Below are 17,857 nucleotides of genomic sequence, written 5' to 3'. Positions count from 1 at the left end.
GGTCCGTCAGGTGATCGGCGGGCGCTCGGGCCCGAGGGTGAGCTCGTCCGCGCGGCGGCAGCGGACCGTGCGGCCGTCGCCGTGGGGGCGCAGCGCGACGGGGGTCGCGCCGCACGCCTCGACGGCGTGCTCGCACCGCGGGGCGAACCGGCAGCCGGTGGGGGCGTCGCCGGGCGCGGGCGGGTGGCCGGGGATGACCGGCAGGGGGCCGCGGCGGTGGTCGCCGAGTCCGGCGACCGCCAGCAGCGCCTCGGTGTAGGGGTGGGCGGGCGAGGCGACGACCTCGGCGGTGGGGCCGTCCTCGACCACCTCGCCGGCGTAGAACACCAGCAGCCGGTCGGTGACTTCGGCGACGACCGCCAGGTCGTGGCTGACCAGCAGCAGGCCGAGACCGCGCTCGGTGCGCAGCCGCGCCAGCAGGTCGAGCACCTCGGCCTGGACGACGGTGTCCAGGGCGGTGGTGGCCTCGTCGGCGACCAGCAGGTCAGGGTCGCCGCCGATCGCGATCGCGATCAGGACCCGCTGCAGCATGCCGCCGGACAGCTCGTGCGGGTAGCGGTCGTACACGGCCTCCGGGTCGCGCAGCCCCACCGAGTCGAAGAGTTCCACCGCCCGGCGACGGGCCTCGGCCCGGTTCAGGCCGCCGTGCGACCGGAGCGGTTCGGCGAGCTGCCGTCCCACGGTGAGCGAGGGGTTGAGGTAGGAGCCCGGGTCCTGGAAGACCGCGCCGAGCCGGCTGCCGCGCAGCCGCTGCCAGTCGGGCACGTCCAGGCCGAGCAGGTCGGTGCCGCCGAGGGCGAGCGTGTCGGCGGTGGCGGACACGCCGGCCGCGGGCAGGCCGAGGATCGCGCGGCAGGTCAGCGTCTTGCCGCTGCCGGACTCACCGACCAGCCCCACGGCCTCCCCGGCGCGGACGGTGAAGGAGACCTCCCGCACCGCCTCGGTCCGGCCCCGGCCGACGGTGACCCGCAGGCCTTCGACTTCCAGGACGGGCTGCCCGCTCGCCGGGTGTCCGGCCTCGGCGGGTCGGGTGCCGAGGTCAGGCGTGGACGTGGTGGCGCTCATGGCTCTCCTCCTTCTCCGTCGTGTCTCGCAGGGCTGACGGTCCGTCGGCGGGGCGCTCGGACCGGCGCTCGGCGGCGCCGGCGGGGTCGGCGTCCTGGAGGGCGTCGGCCAGTAGGTTGAGCGAGCCGACGGTCAGCATGATCAGCGCGGCGGGCAGGGCGGGCGCCCACGGTTGCTGGGCGAGAAAGCCCAGGTCGCTGGCGAGCATGCCGCCCCAGGTCGGGGCGGGCGGCTGGACGCCGATGCCGAGGAAGGTCAGCGAGGCCACCGTGAGCAGGCTGGTGGCCAGCGCGTGCGCGGCCGTGACCGCGACGGTCGGCAGCACCTTGCGCCACACGTGGGTGCGCAGCACCGTCAGCCGTCCCGCGCCCATCAGTTCGGCGGCCTCCACGTACTGGGCGCGGTCCAGGCCGAGCGCCGCCGCCCGGGCCACCCGGAAGAACAGCGGGGCGAGCAGGACGCCGAGCGCCAGCATCGCCTGGTGCAGGCCGTTGCCGAGGACGCCGACGGCGGCGATCGCGAACAGCGTGAACGGCAGCGTCATCAGGGCGTCCACCGCGCGCAGCGACAGCCAGGCGAGCGGGGCCGAGAAGCGCACCGAGGCCAGCCCGGGCAGGACGCCCAGGAGCAGGGCCGCGCCGACGGCCTCCGCCGCGGCCGCCACCGACAGGCCGGTGCCGGCCAGCAGCCGGCTCAGCACGTCCCGGCCCAGGTAGTCGGTGCCCAGCAGGTGTTCGGCGCTCGGGCCGCGGAGCAGCTGGGCGGTGTCCTGCGCGAGCGGGTCCAGCGGGGCGAGCCGGCCGCCGAGGACGGCCAGCAGCGCGACCGCCGCCAGGACAACGAGCGAGAGCGTCACCACGGGGCGCCGCAGCGCCGCCCTCACCGCGCACCCGCCGAGGACGGCGCCCTGCGGGCGGCGGGGTTGAGGGCGAGCAGTCCGGCGTCCACGGCCAGGTTGGCGACCAGCACCACCGCGACCGTCACCAGCAGGGTCCCCTGGATCACCGGGACGTCGTGCTGTTCGGCGGCGCGCAGCGACAGCTGGGCGATCCCCGGGAGGTTGAAGATCCGTTCGGTGACCACGGCGCCGCCGATCAGCATCGGCACGCTCATTCCGAGCACGGTGACCGCCGGTCCGGCCGCGTTGCGCAGCACGTGCCCGAAGAGCACCCGTCGCCGGGACAGTCCGCGCATCACCGCGCCGGTCGCGTAGTTCTCGCGCAGGGCGCCGACCAGCGAGGTGCGCAGCTGCCGGGCGATGCCGGCCGCCGCGTCCAGACTCAGGGCCAGCGCCGGGAGCAGCGCGTACCGCAGCCATTCGGCCGGGTTCTGGTCGAGCGGCACGTAACCGCCGGACGGCAGCAGCCGCAACTGCACGGCGACCAGGGTGATCAGGCCGATGGCGACCACGAACGCGGGCAGCGTGCCGAGCAGGGTGCACAGGGCCGTGACCGACCGGTCGAGGCGCCCGCCGGGGCGCAGCGCGGCGGCGATGCCCGCCGCCGAGCCGAGCAGGACGGCGAACAGCAGGGCCAGTCCGGCGATCGACAGGTCGACCGGCAGGGCGGCCGCGATCGAGTCGGTCACCGGCAGGGTGGTGAACCAGGACCGGCCGAGGTCGCCCTGGACGGCGTGGCCCAGCCAGCTGCCGAACTGCAGCCACAGCGGCCGGTCCAGGCTGAACTCGTGGTCCAGCCGGGCGATGTCGGCCGGTGTCGCGGTCTCGCCGAGCACGGCGGCCGCCGGGTTGGCGTCGGAGACCGCGCCGAGCGCGAAGGTCAGGACGGAGGACAGCAGGAACACGGTGACGGCCGACGCCAGCACCCGCCCGGCCGACCGGGGCGTGCGGGCCGCGCGGCGGGCCACCCACCCGGCGGCCCGCCCGGCCGGCACGGGCAGTGCCGCACCGCTCATCCGACCTTCACCCCTTCGAACCGCTGCACCACGGTGAACGCGGGGATCGCCGAGACCGATCGGCGCCGGGCCAGCAGCCGGGGCACGCTGTACAGGAACACGTTCGGCATGGTGCGCACCGCCACCGCGGTCGCCGCCTGCAGCACCTTCGGGTAGTCCGGGGAGTCCAGCGGGGTGCGCGAGACCTGCTTCACCGCGGCCGCCAGCTCCGGCGGGGTGCTGCGGCCCGGGTTCATCAGCCCCTGCTCGCCGAACAGCACCTGGAACGCCTGGGCGGCCGAGTCGCGGCCCGCGAACTGGTCGGTGAACAGCGCCTTGGAGTGCTGCACGTAGACGATCTGGGTGGCCTGGGCCGCCGGGATCACCTCGATGTTCGCCCGGATGCCGACCTGCTTCAGCTGCGCCTGCAACTGCTCGGGCAGGCCCTGCGCAGCGGTGGTGGTGAGAGTCAGGTCGACGCCGTCGGGGTGCCCGGCCTTCGCCAACAACGCCCGGGCCTTGTCGGGGTCGTAGCGGAACAGGCCCTCGGAGCCCGGGTCGTGGCCGACGTAACCCTTCGGGAAGGGCTGGTAGTTGACCTCGCCGTGGCCGAACAGCTGGGTCTTCACCAGGGCTTCGCGGTCGATCGCGAACTTCAGCGCCTCCACCACGTCCGGGTTGTCGAACGGCGCCTTGGTGGTGTTGACGTCCAGCACCGCCACCACCAGCGACGGGATCTCCTGCACCTCCAGCCCGGCGGCCTTGGCCGCCTCCACCTGGCTGCCGGGGATCTGCGCGACGTCGAACTGACCGGACTGCAGCCCGCTGACCACCGTGGCGGCGTCCGGCAGCGGGTAGACCTCGAAGTTCTCCAGCTCGATCGAACCGGCGTCCCAGTACTGCGGGTTGCGCTTGAGCACGGCCTTGCTGTTCTGCACGTACGAGACCAGGCTGAACGGGCCGGCGCCGGCCGGCTTGGACGCCAGGGCCGCGGCGTCCGTCTCGAACGCCTTCGGGTTCACCACCAGGCCGGTCTTGCCCGCCAGGAGGTTCGGCAACTGGTAGTCGGGGGAGGCGAGTTCGATCACGACGGTGGTGGCGTCCGGGGCCAGCACCTGCTTGACCTGGGTGAGTTGCGGGGCGACCAGCGACTTCGGGTCGGTGCGACCGCGGTCCAGGCTCTTCTTCACGGCGGCGGCGTCCAGCGGCGAGCCGTCCTCGAAGACCAGGCCCGGGCGCAGCGTGAAGGTCAGGCGGGTGCCGTCGGCGTCGTACTTCCAGGAGGCGGCCAGGGCGGGAACGGCCTTCCCGCTCTCGTCGAGCTTGGTCAGGCCGGCGTACACCAGGGAGAGCACGTGCACGTCCCAGCCCGCGGAGGAGAACACGGGGTCCCATGAAGTGGGCAGTGCCCAGCCCCACTTGAGGGTTCCGGAGGAGCCGGCCGCGTCGGCGGTGCCGTTCGGCGCGACGGTCGTACCGCCGCACGCGGCGAGGGCGAGAGCGGCTCCCGCGCCCAGTCCGAGGCCGAGGAAGGAGCGTCTGGCGAGGGGCGAGGGGGGCAGGACGGTGCTGGTCATGGGCGTGCGTCACCTTTCGTGGCACGGCGGATGCCCGCGCGGTCCGGCGTCCACGGGGACGGCGGAGGGCGGGGGGCACCGCGGCGCGACAGGACACCGGGAGGAGGGCGAAGGGGGCGGTGGACGCCGTCACCCGGTCACGGGCGAGGCGGTACCTGGAGGGAGGAAGCCCGGCACGGCGGCGAGAGCCGGCCGTTCGGCGCGGGGGAACCGCGCTCCGGGGTCCGCGGGCGGCCGTGCCGCCGGCGGAGAAGGGCACTCAGAGACAGAGATCGCTGCTGGTGCGCCGGAAGTCCACGTAGCGGCACACCACGTTGGGGTGCGTCGAGAGCATGGCGTCATCCTGTCGGGCGACGGGGCCCGATGTCAATGGACACCAAAAGGTGTCCCATTGGCTGGTCGTCCGCCGATCCGTCCCGGCACCCGGCGAGGGCATGCGCCAAACCTCAAAACCGGCCGCCCATAGGGAAGTTGACGCAGCACGAGGCGGCCCGGAAACAGCGACGGCCCGGCCGCTGCCGCACGGCCGGCGGACCCGCCCGAACCCGTCGCTCCGTGGGGCGCCCGTCCGGCCCCCGAGCCGGGCGCGGGCTCCGGCGGGGGCGGGGACGCGCGGGGTCAGGGCGCGGCGTCGTGGGAGAGGAGGGGCGAGACGGCGGCCTCGTCCGGGGACAGGTGGAGCGGACCGGAGCCGGTGGTCAGGGTCACGGCGCCCGGCGGCGGGCCTCCCGGGACCTCCGGGGCGGTCAGGCTGCGGTAGCGGTGGAGCAGTTCGGCCGGGTCCGGGCTCCCCTGCGGCGGCCCGGACGGCAGGCCGGGGCACACCGCCCGTGCGGCGGCCAGGTACTCCCCCGGCCCGCGCCAGCCCGGCACCACCCGGCAGCCCGCCGGGCCGTGGAAGACCAGGGTGGGCAGCGCGTACCGGTAGCCGTCCTCGATCTCCTTGGCGCCGCCGGGGTGCGGGCCGGCTCCGCGCAGGCCCACCACCTCGGCGCGCGGCGCCCGGGTCTCCGCACGGTCCCGGGCCACCCGCTCCCGCACGGCGGGCGAGGCGGCCGCAGCTGCGAGCAGTTCCGGGTCCAGGCCGGGTACCCCGTGCAGCGCCGCCGCGATCCGTTCAGGCGTGTCGGCGGGTTCGCCGCGGACGAACGACGACTCGCGCAGTCGCCGCAGGACGCGCTCCGCCACCTCCGGCCCCTGCTGCTCGGCCGCAGCGGCGGCCAGTGAGGCGGGCCAGCTGCTCGCCGCGACCCATCGCAGCCGCACCGGTCGCGGCGCGCCCGTGTGCCCGGAGACCCGGGCCACGAACTCGGCGTACCAGGCGGTCTCGGCGGCCGGATCCGGCGCCGGCTCCTCGTCCTCGTCGAACAGGATGCCGAACACCCGGCGGTGGGTGGCCGCGCCGTCCAGCTCCCGGCGGAGCCGGCGCAGCACCGGCTCGGACCCCCAGGCCCAGGGACAGAACGGGTCGGTGTACTCCACCACCTCCAGGGCGGGCCCGCCGGTCACACCGCCTCCGCCGCCAGGCGCGCGGCGGGCCGCCGGGACCGCCGCACCAGGGACTCGACCGTGGTGCCCGCCAGCACCTCGCCGGCCCGCTCCTCGACCTCGCGCCAGATCTCCGGCAGGGCGTCGGCCGGCCCGGGGTAGGCGAGCCCCGACAGCGGCTCCCCGCGCAGGGTGATCAGTTCGCCGTCCACCGCGCGGACCACGTCCAGCAGGGTGATGTCGGAGGCGGGGCGGCCGAGCCAGTAGCCGCCCTCGCAGCCCCGCTGGCTGCGGACCAGGCCGGCCCGGCGCAGGTCGCCGACCACCGACTTCAGGAAGCGGAACGGGATCTCCTGGGAGGAGGCCATCGCCTCGCAGGTGAGCGGACGCTCCGTGTCGCAGGCGAGTTCCACCAGCGCACGGGTGGCGTAGTCCGCCTTCGCGGAAATATGCATACCCCCGAGTATCACCCGGGCCGGGCCCTCTTCAAGTGCCATCCCGCGCAGGCCGTTTGAGCAGCCGCCCGAAAGGACACCTCTTGACATCCTTTTCTGGCCGCGCCTAGCGTTCCCCTCGATCCGCGCACGGCGCGAACGCCCTCGCGGCCCCGCCGCGCCCGTTCCGCGCGCAACCCACCCACCGGGAGCAGCCATGTCCGCCGAGCACCACCGTCCCGCCCCGGCGAGCGACGGGAGCGGGCAGACCTGTGCCGGCGAAGGCTTCCACCCGCACCTGCCCGCGCCGTCCGACACCGCCCCGCTCCGCGCCCGCCTGCACCACATTCGCGCCGGCGCCCTCGACGGCGACACCGCGCAGACCGGCGGCATGCGGAGGTTCGCGGCGATCAGCGGAAGCACCGTCGGTTCGGAGAAGCTGTGGATGGGCCAGACCCACGTCGCCCCCGCCACCGCCTCCTCCGACCACCACCACGGCGAGTCCGAGACCGCGATCCACGTGATCAGCGGCCACCCCGAGTTCGTCTTCCTCGACCACTCCTCCGGCGAACCGGAGGAGGTCAGGCTGCGCACCGGTCCGGGCGACTACATCTTCGTCCCGCCGTTCGTCCCGCACCGCGAGGAGAACCCCGACCCCGAGCACGAGGCCGTGGTGGTGATCGCCCGCTCCACCCAGGAGGCGATCGTCGTCAACCTGCCCAGCCTGCACGGCGAGCCGCCCACCGCGCCCTGACGCCCAGGCACCCCGACGCCCGGCGTCCGGGCGCACCCGTCGAAGGTCGTGACGCCCGACTGGTCCTCGATGGCCGGGAGGCCGCACAGGCAACCGCAACGACTGCGAGAAACGGGCCTCAGGCGTAGCCGGCGCAGTTCGCAGAGCAACCGCCGGACGCCACGCCCAAGATCACCTCTCAGGCGCCGGTGCGCGCGCCCGGACAGCGCACGACCTCGCCGCCCACGAGGGCAAGAAAATCCTGCCACCTCCGCCCGTCCCAACCGCAGCGAGAAGGGGCTCTGGGCTGGGCGGGCACGCCTTCGCCGCGTGACCCCGCCCCGGCGCGCGGGTCAGTGTGCGATGAGACAGGCGGGGATGGAGCCGTGGTGGCTGCGGATCCAGGCCAAGGCCCGCCGGAGATGACCGGCGGCGACTGACCGGGTGCAGTGAGCCGCCGCGGGCGACGGCACCGGACCGGTCGGGCCCAACTCGGCATCTGGATGATCGCGACCACAACGCCCGCACGGTCCTTCCCCGAGGCGCATTGCACCATCGACGGGTAGAGCTCGAGCTGTTCAGCAGGCCATCGCTGCTCGGCGAACACCGGAACGTTGCAGGTACTCGAGACCGAGACCGTGCAGCAGGTCCGGCCTGCCCGCGACCTCAGGGACGCTCCTCAGGTCCACGACCGTGCGCACACCCAGACGCCCCAAGGACCGCGCGCCTCCGGCCGTCAACTCGCACAGCGCACCGGAGCGGTAGAGCACGCCCCGGCGCAGCGACCCGATACCTCCGGCGTCCCGGAAGTTCCTCACACCGGTGACGCCAGCTCCCACCGCACCGCTACCCGCCTCGTCAACGATCACGCCGCCACGGTACGCCCCCGCCAGCTGTCGGCGAGGAGCCAACTGGCCGCCGAGGGCTACCGACGGTGAACCAGGTTTGCCGGGACCGGCGTTCACGGGCGGAAGGTGCGGCGGTAGGAATCGGGTGGGACGCCGACGCTGCGGTGGAAGTGGCGGCGCAGGGTGGTGGCGGTGCCCATGCCGGTGGCCGTGGCGATGGCGTCGACCGTGGCGTTGGTGGTCTCCAGGAGTTCCTGGGCGCGGCGGATGCGCTGGGTGTGGAGCCAGTGCAGGGGGGTGATGCCGGTGAGGTGTTTGAAGTGGCGGGCGAGGTGGCGTGAGCTCATGCGGGCCTGACGGGCCAGGTCTTCGACGGTCAGCGGCTGGCTCAGGTGCTCCATCGCCCAGGGGAGGAGTTCGGCCAGGGGGTGGTTGCCGGGATCGGGCAGGGGGGTGGAGATGAACTGGGCCTGGCCGCCGTCGCGGTGGGGTGGGATGACCAGTCGGCGGGCGATCTTGTTGGCGTTGACCGAGCCGTGGTCGAGGCGGACCAGGTGCAGGCACAGGTCCATGGCGGCGGCCTTGCCCGCGGAGGTGAGGACGTCGCCGTTGTCGACGTAGAGGACGTCCGGGTCGACGGTGGCCTTGGGGTGGCGCCGGGCGAGTTCGCGGGTGTGGGCCCAGTGGGTGGTGGCGCGTTTCCCGTCGAGCAGTCCGGCCGCGCCCAGGACGAACGCGCCGGTGCAGAGGGAGGCGATGCGGGCGCCGGCCGCGTGGGCGGCCCGCACCGCCTCGATGAGGTCGGCGGGTGGTTCGCGGTCGGTGTCGGCCCAGCCGGGCACGATCACGGTGTCCGCGCGGGCGAGGTGGCCGAGTCCGTGGTCGGGTTCGAGCCGGAAGCGGTCGACGTGCACCGGGCCGTTCCCGCACAGGGAGAAGTCGTACCAGGGGTCCACGACGTGGGTCAGGTCGGATCCGAAGATCTCGACGGCCACGGACAGTTCGTAGTGGAGCATGCCGTCGGTGACAGCCAGCGCAACAGAAGGCATGTCCGAAACTGTACGCGCCGTGTCGTTTCCGACGCTCGTGCGGGGTGCCGCCGCCGGGCCAGGATGTGGGTGTCAGGCCGCGGCGGATCAGGAGCGCGGCGGAGTTCGGGTGCACGGGAGCGCTCTCATGGAGTCAGGTCAACTGGTGGCGGTGTTCGGCGCGTACGGTCACACCGGGCGCTTCGTGGTCGCGGAACTGGCCGCGCGCGGGTTCGTTCCGGTGCCGTCCGGGCGCAACCCGCAGGCCGTGCGGGAGTTGGCCGCCGAGCTCGAACTCGAGGGCCGGGTGGCATCGGTCGACGATGCGGACTCGCTGGATGCCGCCCTGGCGGGAACGGTGGCGGTCATCAACTGCGCCGGCCCCTTCGCGACGACCACCGGCCCCGTGATCGAAGCCGCGCTCCGCGCGAAGATCCCCTACCTGGACGTGGCCGCCGAACTCGAGGCGAATCTCGACACCTTCGCCCACTACCGCGAGCGGGCCGGGGAAGCGGGAGCGGTGATCGTCCCTGCCATGGCGTTCTTCGGCGGCCTGGGCGACCTGCTGGCCACCGCGGCGATGGGCGACTGGACCTCGGCCGACGAGGCGCACATCGCCTACGCGCTCAGCAGCTGGCACCCCACCACCGGCACCCGGCTGTCCGGCGCCGTCTCCCGCGAGCGGCGCGGCGACGTCCGGCTGCGCTACCGCGGCGGACAGTGGGAGCAGCGCACCGACGCCGCGCCGACCCTGGAGTGGACCTTCCCGGAGCCGATGGGGCGCCGGGAGGTGATCGGCGAGTTCACCATGGCGGATGTCGTCACGGTTCCCCAGCACCTGTCCATCCCTGACGTGACCACCTACATGACCGCCGAAGCGGTCCGCGACGTCGCCGCACCCGGCACCCCGGCCCCCACCGCCACAGACGGCAGCGGGCGCTCCGACCAGACCTTCCTGGTCGACGCCGTCGTGCGCTCGGGCGGTACGGAACGTCGGGCCACCGCCAGTGGCCAGGACATCTACGCCGTCACCGCTCCCCTGGTCGTCGAGGCCCTCGAACGCGTCCTGACCGGCCGCACCGAGACCGTGGGGGTCGCATCCGCCGGCGAAATGTTCGACGCGGCGGATTTCCTGCACGCACTCGCCCCGCGTCTCACGCTCGGCCTCCACCCGCACACCGCCTGAATGCGACACTCCACGACGCACGACCCGCCCGTGCCCCGGAAGCGGTCCCTGTCCTGGCCGCACCGATCGACGAGTACCGGCACGCTGCCTGACGGTCCGGAGAGCCGACTGTCGGTCAAGTCCGTATGCAAGCCTGGGCCCAGCCACCTCTTACGAACCCATGACAAGCCGCCGGCGAATCGGTAACTCCCTTTTCCCCGGGCTAATTTGGGGGTCGCAGCCTCAGCCGCCCGACGTGAAGCGGCCTGCAAGAGCAGTGGGGGAGAATTCGCGATGTCCAGGATTTTTCACAAGTCTTTCGGTGCGGCAGCCGTCGGTGCGGTGCTCACGGCCGTTTTGGGAGTCGCGGCCGCTGGGACGGCGGCCGCGTCGACCAGTCAGTGCCCGGCCGGTAAGTACTGTCAGTGGGTGGATCAGGATTACACCGGAACCTTCGGCGACACCGCCGGGGACGTCCCGAACTTCGGCGCGATGAACGATCGGGTCACGTCCTTCTGGAACAACACGGACCATTACGTGACCCTCTACGTCAACGCCGATTACCAGGGTGAGTGCGTCTGGGTCGCACCCAACGGCTGGAGTTACCACCTGCCGCTCCGTTACAACGACCAGTTCTCCTCCGTCCGCCAGTGGAAGCGCGGCGATGGCTGCGGGTACGTCGTCACCCAGGCCGGCGCCTGGGAGCCGACAGGACCGATCCCGGGGGCCGGCGGGACCACCACACCGACGCCGGGCGGGGCGAGCGACCCGCTGAACCAGATGATGAACCAGACCGGAACGATCCAGCACCCGTAGGGCCGGAACAGGATCACGGCAGCAGAGTGGTGGCGGTGAGCCGTCTCGGCGCGGTCCGGGCCCAGGGCACCCCGGGACGACTCACCCGGCTCCCCGGTCCGACAAGATGGGGCGGCCGACCGGTGGCCGTCGCTCCTCGTCGAAGCGTCGGCGGATCGCTCTGCGAATCGGACGGATCACCTCCGACGGCGCCGCCGACCGCATCGGCCGCATCACCGTCGCCGGCGACGTCACTACGTTCCCGCTCCCCCTCACCGTGGCGTTCTCGTCCGCGATCACCGCCGGCGGAGACGGCGGGATGTGGTTCACCCTCAACAGGCCCACGCCGGCAGGCGGATCGACATGAACGGCGCCGTCACCTTCCACGCCCTGCCGACCGAGGCGGCAGCACCGCTGGGCATCGCCGCCGGCCACGACGGAACGCGGTGGTTCGTCGGATCCCCCCGACGGGAAGATCACTGAGGTCCCGCTCCTCGACCGGACCTCACGCCCGCACGCCGTCACCGCCGCCGGACAAGGCACCGCCTGCATGGTTCACCAAGCGGGGCGGCGACCGCGTCGGCGCCGTCACGACGTACGCCCTGCCCATCCCCGGCTCCGCGCCCCAAGGCATCATCGTCGGCCCCGACGGTGCGCTGCGGACCGCGCTCGCAATCGGCGCGCTCGCCCGCATTGCCCCGATCGGCCAGACCACCTGAACCGGCACATCGCCCGCACCCCACGGCGAAGAGACCATCGGCGGCTGGTTCATCGTCGAGATCGCCAACCGCGCCGAAGCCCTCGAACTGGCGAGGAGCCTGCCCACCCCGGAGACCGTCGAGGTCCGTCCCGTCCTCGAACCCGGATGAACAACAGGGCTTGCCGGAGTCCGGCCGCCCCGGACCGGTGCCGCCGATGCGGTACACCGTCACGGTCTCCGCGTCCCGGTGCGCGCCCCGACCGCGCCGGGCAGCGTGGCGATGTACCGCTGCGGCGGCCGGCCCGTCACACTCGCTCTCGCTCCGCGTGGTCGGTCAGGGCGGCTCGGACGCTGCCGCGGACGGCGAACACGCGATCCATCTCGGTGATCTCCAGCACTCTGCGGACGACGGTGGAGGGCTCCGCGAGGAGCAGGACGGCGCCGTACTCCTCGGCGGCACGCTGGGCCTTGAAGAGGATGTGGAGAGTGGTGGTGTCGCAGAACCGGACGCGGGCCAGGTCGATGATCAGTCGAGGGTGGCGACGGGCGGCGGCCCGGGTGACCGCGTCCTGCAGGACGGGAGCCTGGTCGTAGTCGATCTCGCCGTCCAGGTGCAGGACGGCAGCGGTGCCCGGGACCTCGATCAGGGTGGCCCGCAGGCGGCAGGGGCGGGCGCGCCGAGCGCGCGGCGGGCGGGAGGCGGTGCGGTTGGGTGTCCGGGTGTGCATGGGGTGCGGCCTCCGTTCACGTCCGGGGAAGGCGGCCGGGCCGGCGGGCTCGACCGGAATGGGGTCCGGGTCAGCCCGGTCGGGTCCCGGCGAGTTGCGTTCCGGCCAGGGCGACAGTGGTGGCGGTGCGGGCGGTCGCGGCCGAGGCTGCCGCGGGCCCGGCGCCGGTCGCGACGCTCAGCGCTCCGCGCGGGTCGCCCGCCCGGAGGCGCTCCGCCGCCATGGCGGCCAGGTCTCCCAGTCGGGCAAGCTCCGCTGCGGCCGCTGCAACGAGCGACCGATCGGCTTCGGCACCCGTTGTCAGGACGGGCGCGAGGGTGCGGATCGGGTCAGGGATGTCCATCGTGCTCATCGTTGCCGCCCGGGGCCGGATCGTCGGAGGTGGAAACCGGGTCGAGGTCGGCGAACAGGGCCAGCAGTCCGGCGATCTCGTGGTGGTTCTCCGCCGGATGGCGGAAGTAGGTGTGTCGGGTGACCTGGTAGTGGTTGCGGCGCCCGTGCCGGGTCCGGGTGACGTAGCCGGCGCTCTCCAGATCCGTGAGGATCGCCTGCACCGCCCGCTCCGTCACGCCGCACGCCGCCGCCAGGTCCCGGACCCTCACCTCGGGATCACGCGAGACCATCAGCAGCACCCGCGCGTGCTGGGTCAGAAACGTCCAGCTCGAACGCGGCCCGTGCTCGTCCGCCACACCACAAGTATGAACCCGCATTCCGGTTTCACCACTCCGGAACCCCAGCTGCCGAAGGTCGCCGGCGCAGGCACGGGTCTGTACCGGGAGTGGCACCCTTCGCGTCACCGATCGAGGGGGCGCTCGCCGGACACTGCTGGTCCGCGAGCTGCGTGGGCGCAGCGCATTGAGTGTTCGTGGCGCCGCACCAGGGTGTGCGCACCGGGGTGCGCCGATGAACATGGGCATGAGCATGGCGAAGGCGGTCGCGCGGCTGGCCGAGGAGGCCGAGCTGCAACTGCGGGGCGGGCAGTGGCAGCCGAACCCCGCCGACCGGGCCCTCACCGAACAGGCCGCATCCGACCTGGCCGACGCCGTCGGCCCGCCGGACGTCCAGCAGGACGTGCCGGAGATCGAACGTCTGGAGCGGCTGCGCACAGCGCTCGCCGTCCTCGCGGTCACCATCGCCCGCGTTCACGGACACCTCGCCTGGTTCCTCGCCGCCGCCAGTACCGCCCTCGCCCCGGTCCTGCACTGGCGCGCCCTGCCCTCCGACTCCAGCAGGTCCTCGCCCGCATCGCCACGCCGTAGGTGCGACTGCCGGGCCGGCCTACGTAAGGGCGCGGCGACGCCGGTCGGCGGAGCGGCTCGGCTCGGAGCAGGCCGCAGGACGCGGGGGTGAGGAGCCGTTCGATGTCCTCTCGGGTGATCTCCACCTGCAGCTGACCGGTGGCAGCGGCGACGGCCTCGGCATCACCCGGGCGGTCCAGCCGCCCGGGACGCGCGGCGGATGTCCCGGAGCGCGGGGAGAGCGGACGGGTGCCCTGGGTCGGCGCCGGTGAGGGCGGCGGTCTGCGGTTGCGGCCGCGTCGGCGTGCGGGCGGGATGGGGAGCGGCCCCGTGTCATCGCCTGCTGCCCGGGCATGCGCCCGGGTCCGGTGAATCCGACGCGACGAGGAGCGGTCCGGCATGAGCACGGTGCAGGAAACGATCGACGTGGATGTGCCGGTCAGCACCGCATACAACCACTGGAAGACCAAGATCGTCGACCAGGTCCCGGACGACCACGTCAGTTGGCGCACCACCAGCGGCGAGGTGAAGACCGGCATGGTGTCCTTCCAGCCCCCGGACGACCGCCACACCCGGACCGCCATGTCGATGGACTACCAGCCCGAGGGTCCGGCGGAGAAGGCCGCGGACATGACGAACATGCTCGACCGGCAGGTGAAGGGCGAGCTCAAGCGGTTCGAGCCCTTCATCGAGGAGCGCCGCACCGAGACCGGCAGCTACCGCGAACGCCTCTGACACCCGCACGCTTCCGGGGCGGGCCCTGGATGTCATGTCGGGCTCGCCCCGGGCGTCGGGCCGACCCCTCGAGAGCAGCACCGCGGACGGCGCGGCCGGTGACGACCCGGCCGCGCACCACCACGACCGGCGCAGGCCGGTGGAGCGAAAGAAGGAAGGTGGTCGGTGATGGCCCGACCCGTATGGACCGGCGTGCTCACCTTCGGCCTGGTGACCGTCCCCGTCTCGCTGTACACGGCGACCGACAGCCACGGCGTGAGCTTCCACCAGCTGCAGCGCGGCACCGGCGACCGCGTGCGCAACAAGCGCGTCAACGAGCGCACCGGCGACGAGGTGCCCTACTCGGAGATCGTCAAGGGCTACGAGGTCACCGACGGCGAGTACGTCGTCGTCGAGCCCGAAGAGCTGGAGCAGATCTCCCCCGGCCGCTCCCGCACCATCGACATCTCCGGATTCGTCGACCTCGACCAGGTCGACCCGATCTTCTTCGACAAGACGTACTACCTCGGCCCGAAGGGCAAGGAGTACGCCAAGATCTTCAGCCTGCTGACCGACGCCCTGGCCCGCTCCAACCGGGCCGGCATCGCCCTGTTCTCCATGCGCGGCAAGGAGTACCTCACCGCCGTGCGCGCCGACGACGGCCTGCTGGAGCTGCACACCATGCACTGGGCCGACGAAGTCCGCGACGCCCGCAAGGAGATCGGCGACCTCCCCAGCGGGAAGGCCGCCTACAGCAAGCAGGAACTCGCCACCGCCCAGCAGCTGATCGACATGCTCAGCGTGGACTGGGACCCCTCCGAGTACCACGACACCTTCGAGGAGCAGGTCAAGAAGCTCATCGAGGACAAGCTCGCCGGCCGCGAGACCGCCGCGTCCGAAGGCCCGCCCGCCGAGGCCACCAACGTCGTCGACCTCATGGACGTCCTGAAACGCAGCCTCGAAGGCGTCAAGGGCGGCACGACGCGCTCCTCCGCCGGGGACGAACCGGCCAAGCGCGCCGCCCGCGCAGGCAGAACCGCGGCCCCGAAGAAGAGCACCGGCGCCGAGGAAGACCTCTCGCGGCTGACCAAGGCGCAGCTGTACGAGAAGGCCACCCAGTACGAGATCGCCCACCGCTCCACCATGACCCGCGACGAACTCCAGAAAGCCGTCGCCAAAGCCACCCGCACCCGTCTGCGCGCCGCATCCTGACGCGCGGCACTGACGTTGGCCCTGTCGGCGGTGGGTGGTCAGTACTTGGGAGGCACAGCCGCGTCCGGTCCTTCGCCGTCATGCTCACCGAGCGCCAAGGCGGGTCCGCGGCGGCTCGGCCGACGAGTCGACCGGCTGTCCGGCACCCCCGCGTAGTCGGGCAGCTGGATGCCGTTGATCGCGCGCCCGACCAACTCGGCGAACCATTCGCCGGCGAAGTCGGGCCGCGGCTCGGCGTCCGACCCGGGGACCTCGCGGCTGCGGGCGCTCAATCGGCCGATCTCCTGGTTGGCTTCGACGAACGAGCGCATCCGTGCCTCGTAGCGGGTGAATCCGGTGCTGGGGTCCCATCCGGCGGCGGCCAGCTCCCCGGCCAGCAGGTAGGCGCCGACCAGTGCCAGCCCGGTGCCCTGCCCGGACATCGGCGACGAGCTGAAGGCCGCGTCCCCGAGCAGCCCCACCCGTCCGCTCGACCATCGGTCCATCACTACCTGGGCGACCTGGTCGAGGTAGAAGTCCGGGGCGTCGTCCAGGTGCGCCAGGATCTCCGGGGCCCGCCAGCCGAGGCCCGCCGTCCGCTCACGCAGCAGGCGCTTCTGGGCTGCGACGTCGCGGTAGTCGACGTCGAAGTCGGTCGAGGGGAGGTAGAACATGGCCATCGCCCGGGTGGAGTCCTGGACGGGACGCAGGAGGGCCGAGCGCCCGGATTCGTGGTCCTGGTACTCGAGCAGCCAGCGGTCCAGTCCGAAGTCGTTGGGCAGGCTGTAGAAGGCCAGCACGTGCCCGAGGTGGCGGATGAACCGCTCGTGCGGTCCGAAGACCATCGCCCGCAGTTCCGAGTGCAGTCCGTCCGCCCCGATCACCAGGTCGAAGCGCCGTCGGTCGCCGCCTGCGAAGACCACGTCGACCCCGTCCGCGTCCTGGGCGAGCTCGGCGATCCGGTCGCCGAAGAGGTATTCGACGCCGTCGCGGGTGTCGTCGTAGAGCACCTGGGACAGGTCCCCGCGCAGAATCTCGATGTCGGCGATGAACCCGTCGCCACCGTCGTCGTCGGCGCGGAAGGTCTCCAGCACCTCCCCGTCCGCGTCCACGGTGTGCGCGCCGGCGGTGTCGGTGCACGCCGCGCGGACGACCGCTTCGAGCCCCATCCGCCCGATGACCTCCTTGGCGACTCCGCGGGCGTCCACTGCCTGGCCGCCGGGACGCAGCTCAGGAGCCCGCTCCACCACGGTCACCTCGGCCCCCCTGCGGCGCAGCCAGTGGGCCAGCGCGGGTCCCGCGATGCTCGCCCCCGCCACCAACACTCTGGGACCGCTCACCGGGGTGACCCGCTCGCCACTCCGGATGCCGGAGTCGTCGACGCTCAAGGCTGCCTCCTCGTGTTTCCTTCCGCGCTGGACCGTCTTCCTGCGCGGACCCACCGACGTCGGTGGGCTCACGGGTACCGACTGCGCATCGGCGCCGAACTCATCGGTGCGGCGGAGAATGCACCCGCGAACACTGCCGGTCGGTCTCACCCGGGCAGGGTGTCGCCGGGAAAACCGAAGCACGGAAGGATGTCACAGGTCATCATTCCGGCCTGTACGCAGGGGTCCGCGGCCATGATCTCCTCGGCCTGGTCGGTTGGCACGGTCATGATGGCGATGCCTGCGACGGAGTCCGAGGCGACCGGGCACAGGATCGCGATCACGCCCTCGGCGCGCAGGGACACCATGCGTCGTTGGTGCTCGCGCTCGATCGCCTCGGCCCCCTCCCGGTGGCGCGCCGGGGCCCAGCGAAGTTCTGCCAGGCTGAAGGGCCTTGCGGTCGCGGCCAGTTGCTGGATCTGTTCGTCGGTCACGTACGCGGTCACGCGTGTCACATCCCCGTCTTCTGGTGGTCGATTTCGATCAGGCCCACGACTCGTTCCCGGTCCCGGCTGTAGGGCGCGCCGATGTACTTGCCGGCGATGTCGTCGATCACCTTCCACCCCTCCTCGCCGTCGAGCCACTTGACGACCCGTCCGCGGAGCATGACGGGCAGGAACGGGTTGTCGGGCGGGGTGAGGGAGATGGCGACCCGGGGGTCGCGGCGCAGGTTGCGCGCCTTGCGGGAGGCCGGTCCGGTCAGGAACGCGACCCGGTCGCCGACGGTTCCGATCCACAGCGGGACGGAGTGCGGGGACCCGTCGGGCAGGGTCGTCGCCAGGTGGGCGATCGGGGTTCCGTCCAGGACGGCACGCACGTCATCACTGAGCAAG

Annotated in this window: 20 protein-coding genes; 6 read left to right on the top strand and 14 right to left on the bottom strand. The window is 72.8% G+C overall.

Features of this window, described 5'->3' with window-relative positions; genetic code table 11:
* Positions 1-6: 6 nt before the first annotated feature.
* From BX266_RS35600 to BX266_RS35575, 6 genes are all read right to left on the bottom strand, one after another.
* Positions 7-1,065, bottom strand: coding sequence for an ABC transporter ATP-binding protein (locus BX266_RS35600; protein ID WP_099906809.1), 1,059 nt, complete (start codon positions 1,063-1,065; stop codon positions 7-9).
* Positions 1,040-1,921: an ABC transporter permease gene (locus BX266_RS35595; RefSeq protein WP_259465017.1), complete on the bottom strand. Its 882-nt coding sequence runs from the start codon at positions 1,919-1,921 to the stop codon at positions 1,040-1,042. Before BX266_RS35595 ends, BX266_RS35600 begins: the two co-directional genes overlap by 26 nt.
* Before the next feature lie 23 nt (positions 1,922-1,944).
* Positions 1,945-2,979, bottom strand: coding sequence for an ABC transporter permease (locus BX266_RS35590; RefSeq protein ID WP_099906807.1), 1,035 nt, complete (start codon positions 2,977-2,979; stop codon positions 1,945-1,947).
* Positions 2,976-4,535 carry an ABC transporter substrate-binding protein gene (locus BX266_RS35585; protein WP_099906805.1) on the bottom strand — a complete coding sequence of 520 codons (1,560 nt, stop codon included), beginning with the start codon at positions 4,533-4,535 and terminating at the stop codon, positions 2,976-2,978. Before BX266_RS35585 ends, BX266_RS35590 begins: the two co-directional genes overlap by 4 nt.
* A gap of 618 nt (positions 4,536-5,153) precedes the next feature.
* A complete protein-coding gene (locus BX266_RS35580) occupies positions 5,154-6,044 on the bottom strand; it encodes a DsbA family protein (protein ID WP_099906803.1) in 891 nt (296 codons plus the stop codon).
* On the bottom strand, positions 6,041-6,478 hold the full coding sequence (locus tag BX266_RS35575; RefSeq protein ID WP_099906801.1) for an Rrf2 family transcriptional regulator: 438 nt from the start codon (positions 6,476-6,478) through the stop codon (positions 6,041-6,043). The genes BX266_RS35580 and BX266_RS35575 overlap by 4 nt, the downstream gene beginning before the upstream one ends.
* 196 nt (positions 6,479-6,674) lie before the next feature.
* On the opposite strand from BX266_RS35575, the gene BX266_RS35570 reads away from it, so the two are divergent.
* A complete protein-coding gene (locus tag BX266_RS35570; RefSeq protein WP_099906799.1) occupies positions 6,675-7,211 on the top strand; it encodes a cupin domain-containing protein in 537 nt (178 codons plus the stop codon).
* Between the two features lie 557 nt (positions 7,212-7,768).
* Here the strand turns inward: BX266_RS35570 and BX266_RS40500 are convergent.
* Both BX266_RS40500 and BX266_RS35560 read right to left on the bottom strand, forming a co-directional pair.
* On the bottom strand, positions 7,769-8,059 hold the full coding sequence (locus tag BX266_RS40500) for a tyrosine-protein phosphatase (RefSeq protein ID WP_259465016.1): 291 nt from the start codon (positions 8,057-8,059) through the stop codon (positions 7,769-7,771).
* 92 nt (positions 8,060-8,151) lie between these two features.
* A complete protein-coding gene (locus BX266_RS35560; protein ID WP_099906797.1) occupies positions 8,152-9,087 on the bottom strand; it encodes a helix-turn-helix domain-containing protein in 936 nt (311 codons plus the stop codon).
* A gap of 127 nt (positions 9,088-9,214) precedes the next feature.
* Here BX266_RS35560 and BX266_RS35555 point away from each other — a divergent pair, with 127 nt between their 5' ends.
* A complete protein-coding gene (locus BX266_RS35555; protein WP_180290732.1) occupies positions 9,215-10,252 on the top strand; it encodes a trans-acting enoyl reductase family protein in 1,038 nt (345 codons plus the stop codon).
* A gap of 273 nt (positions 10,253-10,525) precedes the next feature.
* Positions 10,526-11,047: a peptidase inhibitor family I36 protein gene (locus BX266_RS35550; RefSeq protein WP_099906795.1), complete on the top strand. Its 522-nt coding sequence runs from the start codon at positions 10,526-10,528 to the stop codon at positions 11,045-11,047.
* Between the two features lie 984 nt (positions 11,048-12,031).
* Here BX266_RS35550 and BX266_RS35535 read toward each other — a convergent pair.
* The 3 genes from BX266_RS35535 to BX266_RS35530 all read right to left on the bottom strand — a co-directional run bounded on the left by BX266_RS35535 (position 12,032) and on the right by BX266_RS35530 (position 13,143).
* Complete coding sequence (locus tag BX266_RS35535) at positions 12,032-12,454, bottom strand: STAS domain-containing protein (protein ID WP_099906791.1); 423 nt, start codon at positions 12,452-12,454, stop codon at positions 12,032-12,034.
* Between the two features lie 70 nt (positions 12,455-12,524).
* Entirely contained in the window at positions 12,525-12,797 is a 273-nt protein-coding gene (locus BX266_RS38210; protein WP_143687078.1) for a hypothetical protein, read from the bottom strand.
* Positions 12,784-13,143, bottom strand: a complete 360-nt coding sequence (locus BX266_RS35530) for a helix-turn-helix domain-containing protein (protein ID WP_259465015.1) — start codon at positions 13,141-13,143, stop codon at positions 12,784-12,786. Before BX266_RS35530 ends, BX266_RS38210 begins: the two co-directional genes overlap by 14 nt.
* A gap of 226 nt (positions 13,144-13,369) precedes the next feature.
* Between BX266_RS35530 and BX266_RS35525 the strand changes: the two genes are divergently transcribed.
* The 3 genes from BX266_RS35525 to BX266_RS35515 all read left to right on the top strand — a co-directional run bounded on the left by BX266_RS35525 (position 13,370) and on the right by BX266_RS35515 (position 15,618).
* On the top strand, positions 13,370-13,804 hold the full coding sequence (locus BX266_RS35525; RefSeq protein ID WP_143687077.1) for a hypothetical protein: 435 nt from the start codon (positions 13,370-13,372) through the stop codon (positions 13,802-13,804).
* 287 nt (positions 13,805-14,091) lie between these two features.
* On the top strand, positions 14,092-14,427 hold the full coding sequence (locus tag BX266_RS35520) for a cyclase (RefSeq protein WP_099906785.1): 336 nt from the start codon (positions 14,092-14,094) through the stop codon (positions 14,425-14,427).
* A 168-nt stretch (positions 14,428-14,595) separates the two neighbouring features.
* A complete protein-coding gene (locus BX266_RS35515) occupies positions 14,596-15,618 on the top strand; it encodes a Ku protein (protein ID WP_099906783.1) in 1,023 nt (340 codons plus the stop codon).
* Between the two features lie 38 nt (positions 15,619-15,656).
* Here the strand turns inward: BX266_RS35515 and BX266_RS35510 are convergent, their stop codons facing one another.
* From BX266_RS35510 to BX266_RS35500, 3 genes are all read right to left on the bottom strand, one after another.
* Positions 15,657-16,985, bottom strand: coding sequence for an FAD-dependent monooxygenase (locus BX266_RS35510; protein ID WP_259465014.1), 1,329 nt, complete (start codon positions 16,983-16,985; stop codon positions 15,657-15,659).
* 146 nt (positions 16,986-17,131) lie between these two features.
* Positions 17,132-17,470 (bottom strand): hypothetical protein, encoded by a 339-nt coding sequence (locus BX266_RS35505; protein ID WP_099906781.1) that lies wholly within the window; start codon positions 17,468-17,470, stop codon positions 17,132-17,134.
* 5 nt (positions 17,471-17,475) lie between these two features.
* A complete protein-coding gene (locus tag BX266_RS35500; protein ID WP_099906779.1) occupies positions 17,476-17,856 on the bottom strand; it encodes a TIGR03618 family F420-dependent PPOX class oxidoreductase in 381 nt (126 codons plus the stop codon).
* Position 17,857 lies beyond the last annotated feature (1 nt).

The sequence above is a fragment of the Streptomyces sp. TLI_171 genome (assembly GCF_003610255.1).
Lineage (GTDB): Bacteria > Actinomycetota > Actinomycetes > Streptomycetales > Streptomycetaceae > Kitasatospora.
The sequence above is the reverse complement of the archived record's forward strand: the minus strand, read 5'-3'. Positions and strand labels throughout refer to the sequence as shown.

Bases quoted from the DNA above. Each gene is read 5' to 3' on its own strand.
- BX266_RS35600 (WP_099906809.1), bottom strand. From the start codon at position 1,065: ATGAGCGCCACCACGTCCACGCCTGACCTCGGCACCCGACCCGCCGAG.
- BX266_RS35590 (WP_099906807.1), bottom strand. From the start codon at position 2,979: ATGAGCGGTGCGGCACTGCCCGTGCCGGCCGGGCGGGCCGCCGGGTGG.
- BX266_RS35585 (WP_099906805.1), bottom strand. From the start codon at position 4,535: ATGACCAGCACCGTCCTGCCCCCCTCGCCCCTCGCCAGACGCTCCTTC.
- BX266_RS35575 (WP_099906801.1), bottom strand. From the start codon at position 6,478: ATGCATATTTCCGCGAAGGCGGACTACGCCACCCGTGCGCTGGTGGAA.
- BX266_RS35570 (WP_099906799.1), top strand. From the start codon at position 6,675: ATGTCCGCCGAGCACCACCGTCCCGCCCCGGCGAGCGACGGGAGCGGG.
- BX266_RS35560 (WP_099906797.1), bottom strand. From the start codon at position 9,087: ATGCCTTCTGTTGCGCTGGCTGTCACCGACGGCATGCTCCACTACGAA.
- BX266_RS35555 (WP_180290732.1), top strand. From the start codon at position 9,215: ATGGAGTCAGGTCAACTGGTGGCGGTGTTCGGCGCGTACGGTCACACC.
- BX266_RS35550 (WP_099906795.1), top strand. From the start codon at position 10,526: ATGTCCAGGATTTTTCACAAGTCTTTCGGTGCGGCAGCCGTCGGTGCG.
- BX266_RS35535 (WP_099906791.1), bottom strand. From the start codon at position 12,454: ATGCACACCCGGACACCCAACCGCACCGCCTCCCGCCCGCCGCGCGCT.
- BX266_RS38210 (WP_143687078.1), bottom strand. From the start codon at position 12,797: ATGGACATCCCTGACCCGATCCGCACCCTCGCGCCCGTCCTGACAACG.
- BX266_RS35525 (WP_143687077.1), top strand. From the start codon at position 13,370: ATGAGCATGGCGAAGGCGGTCGCGCGGCTGGCCGAGGAGGCCGAGCTG.
- BX266_RS35520 (WP_099906785.1), top strand. From the start codon at position 14,092: ATGAGCACGGTGCAGGAAACGATCGACGTGGATGTGCCGGTCAGCACC.
- BX266_RS35515 (WP_099906783.1), top strand. From the start codon at position 14,596: ATGGCCCGACCCGTATGGACCGGCGTGCTCACCTTCGGCCTGGTGACC.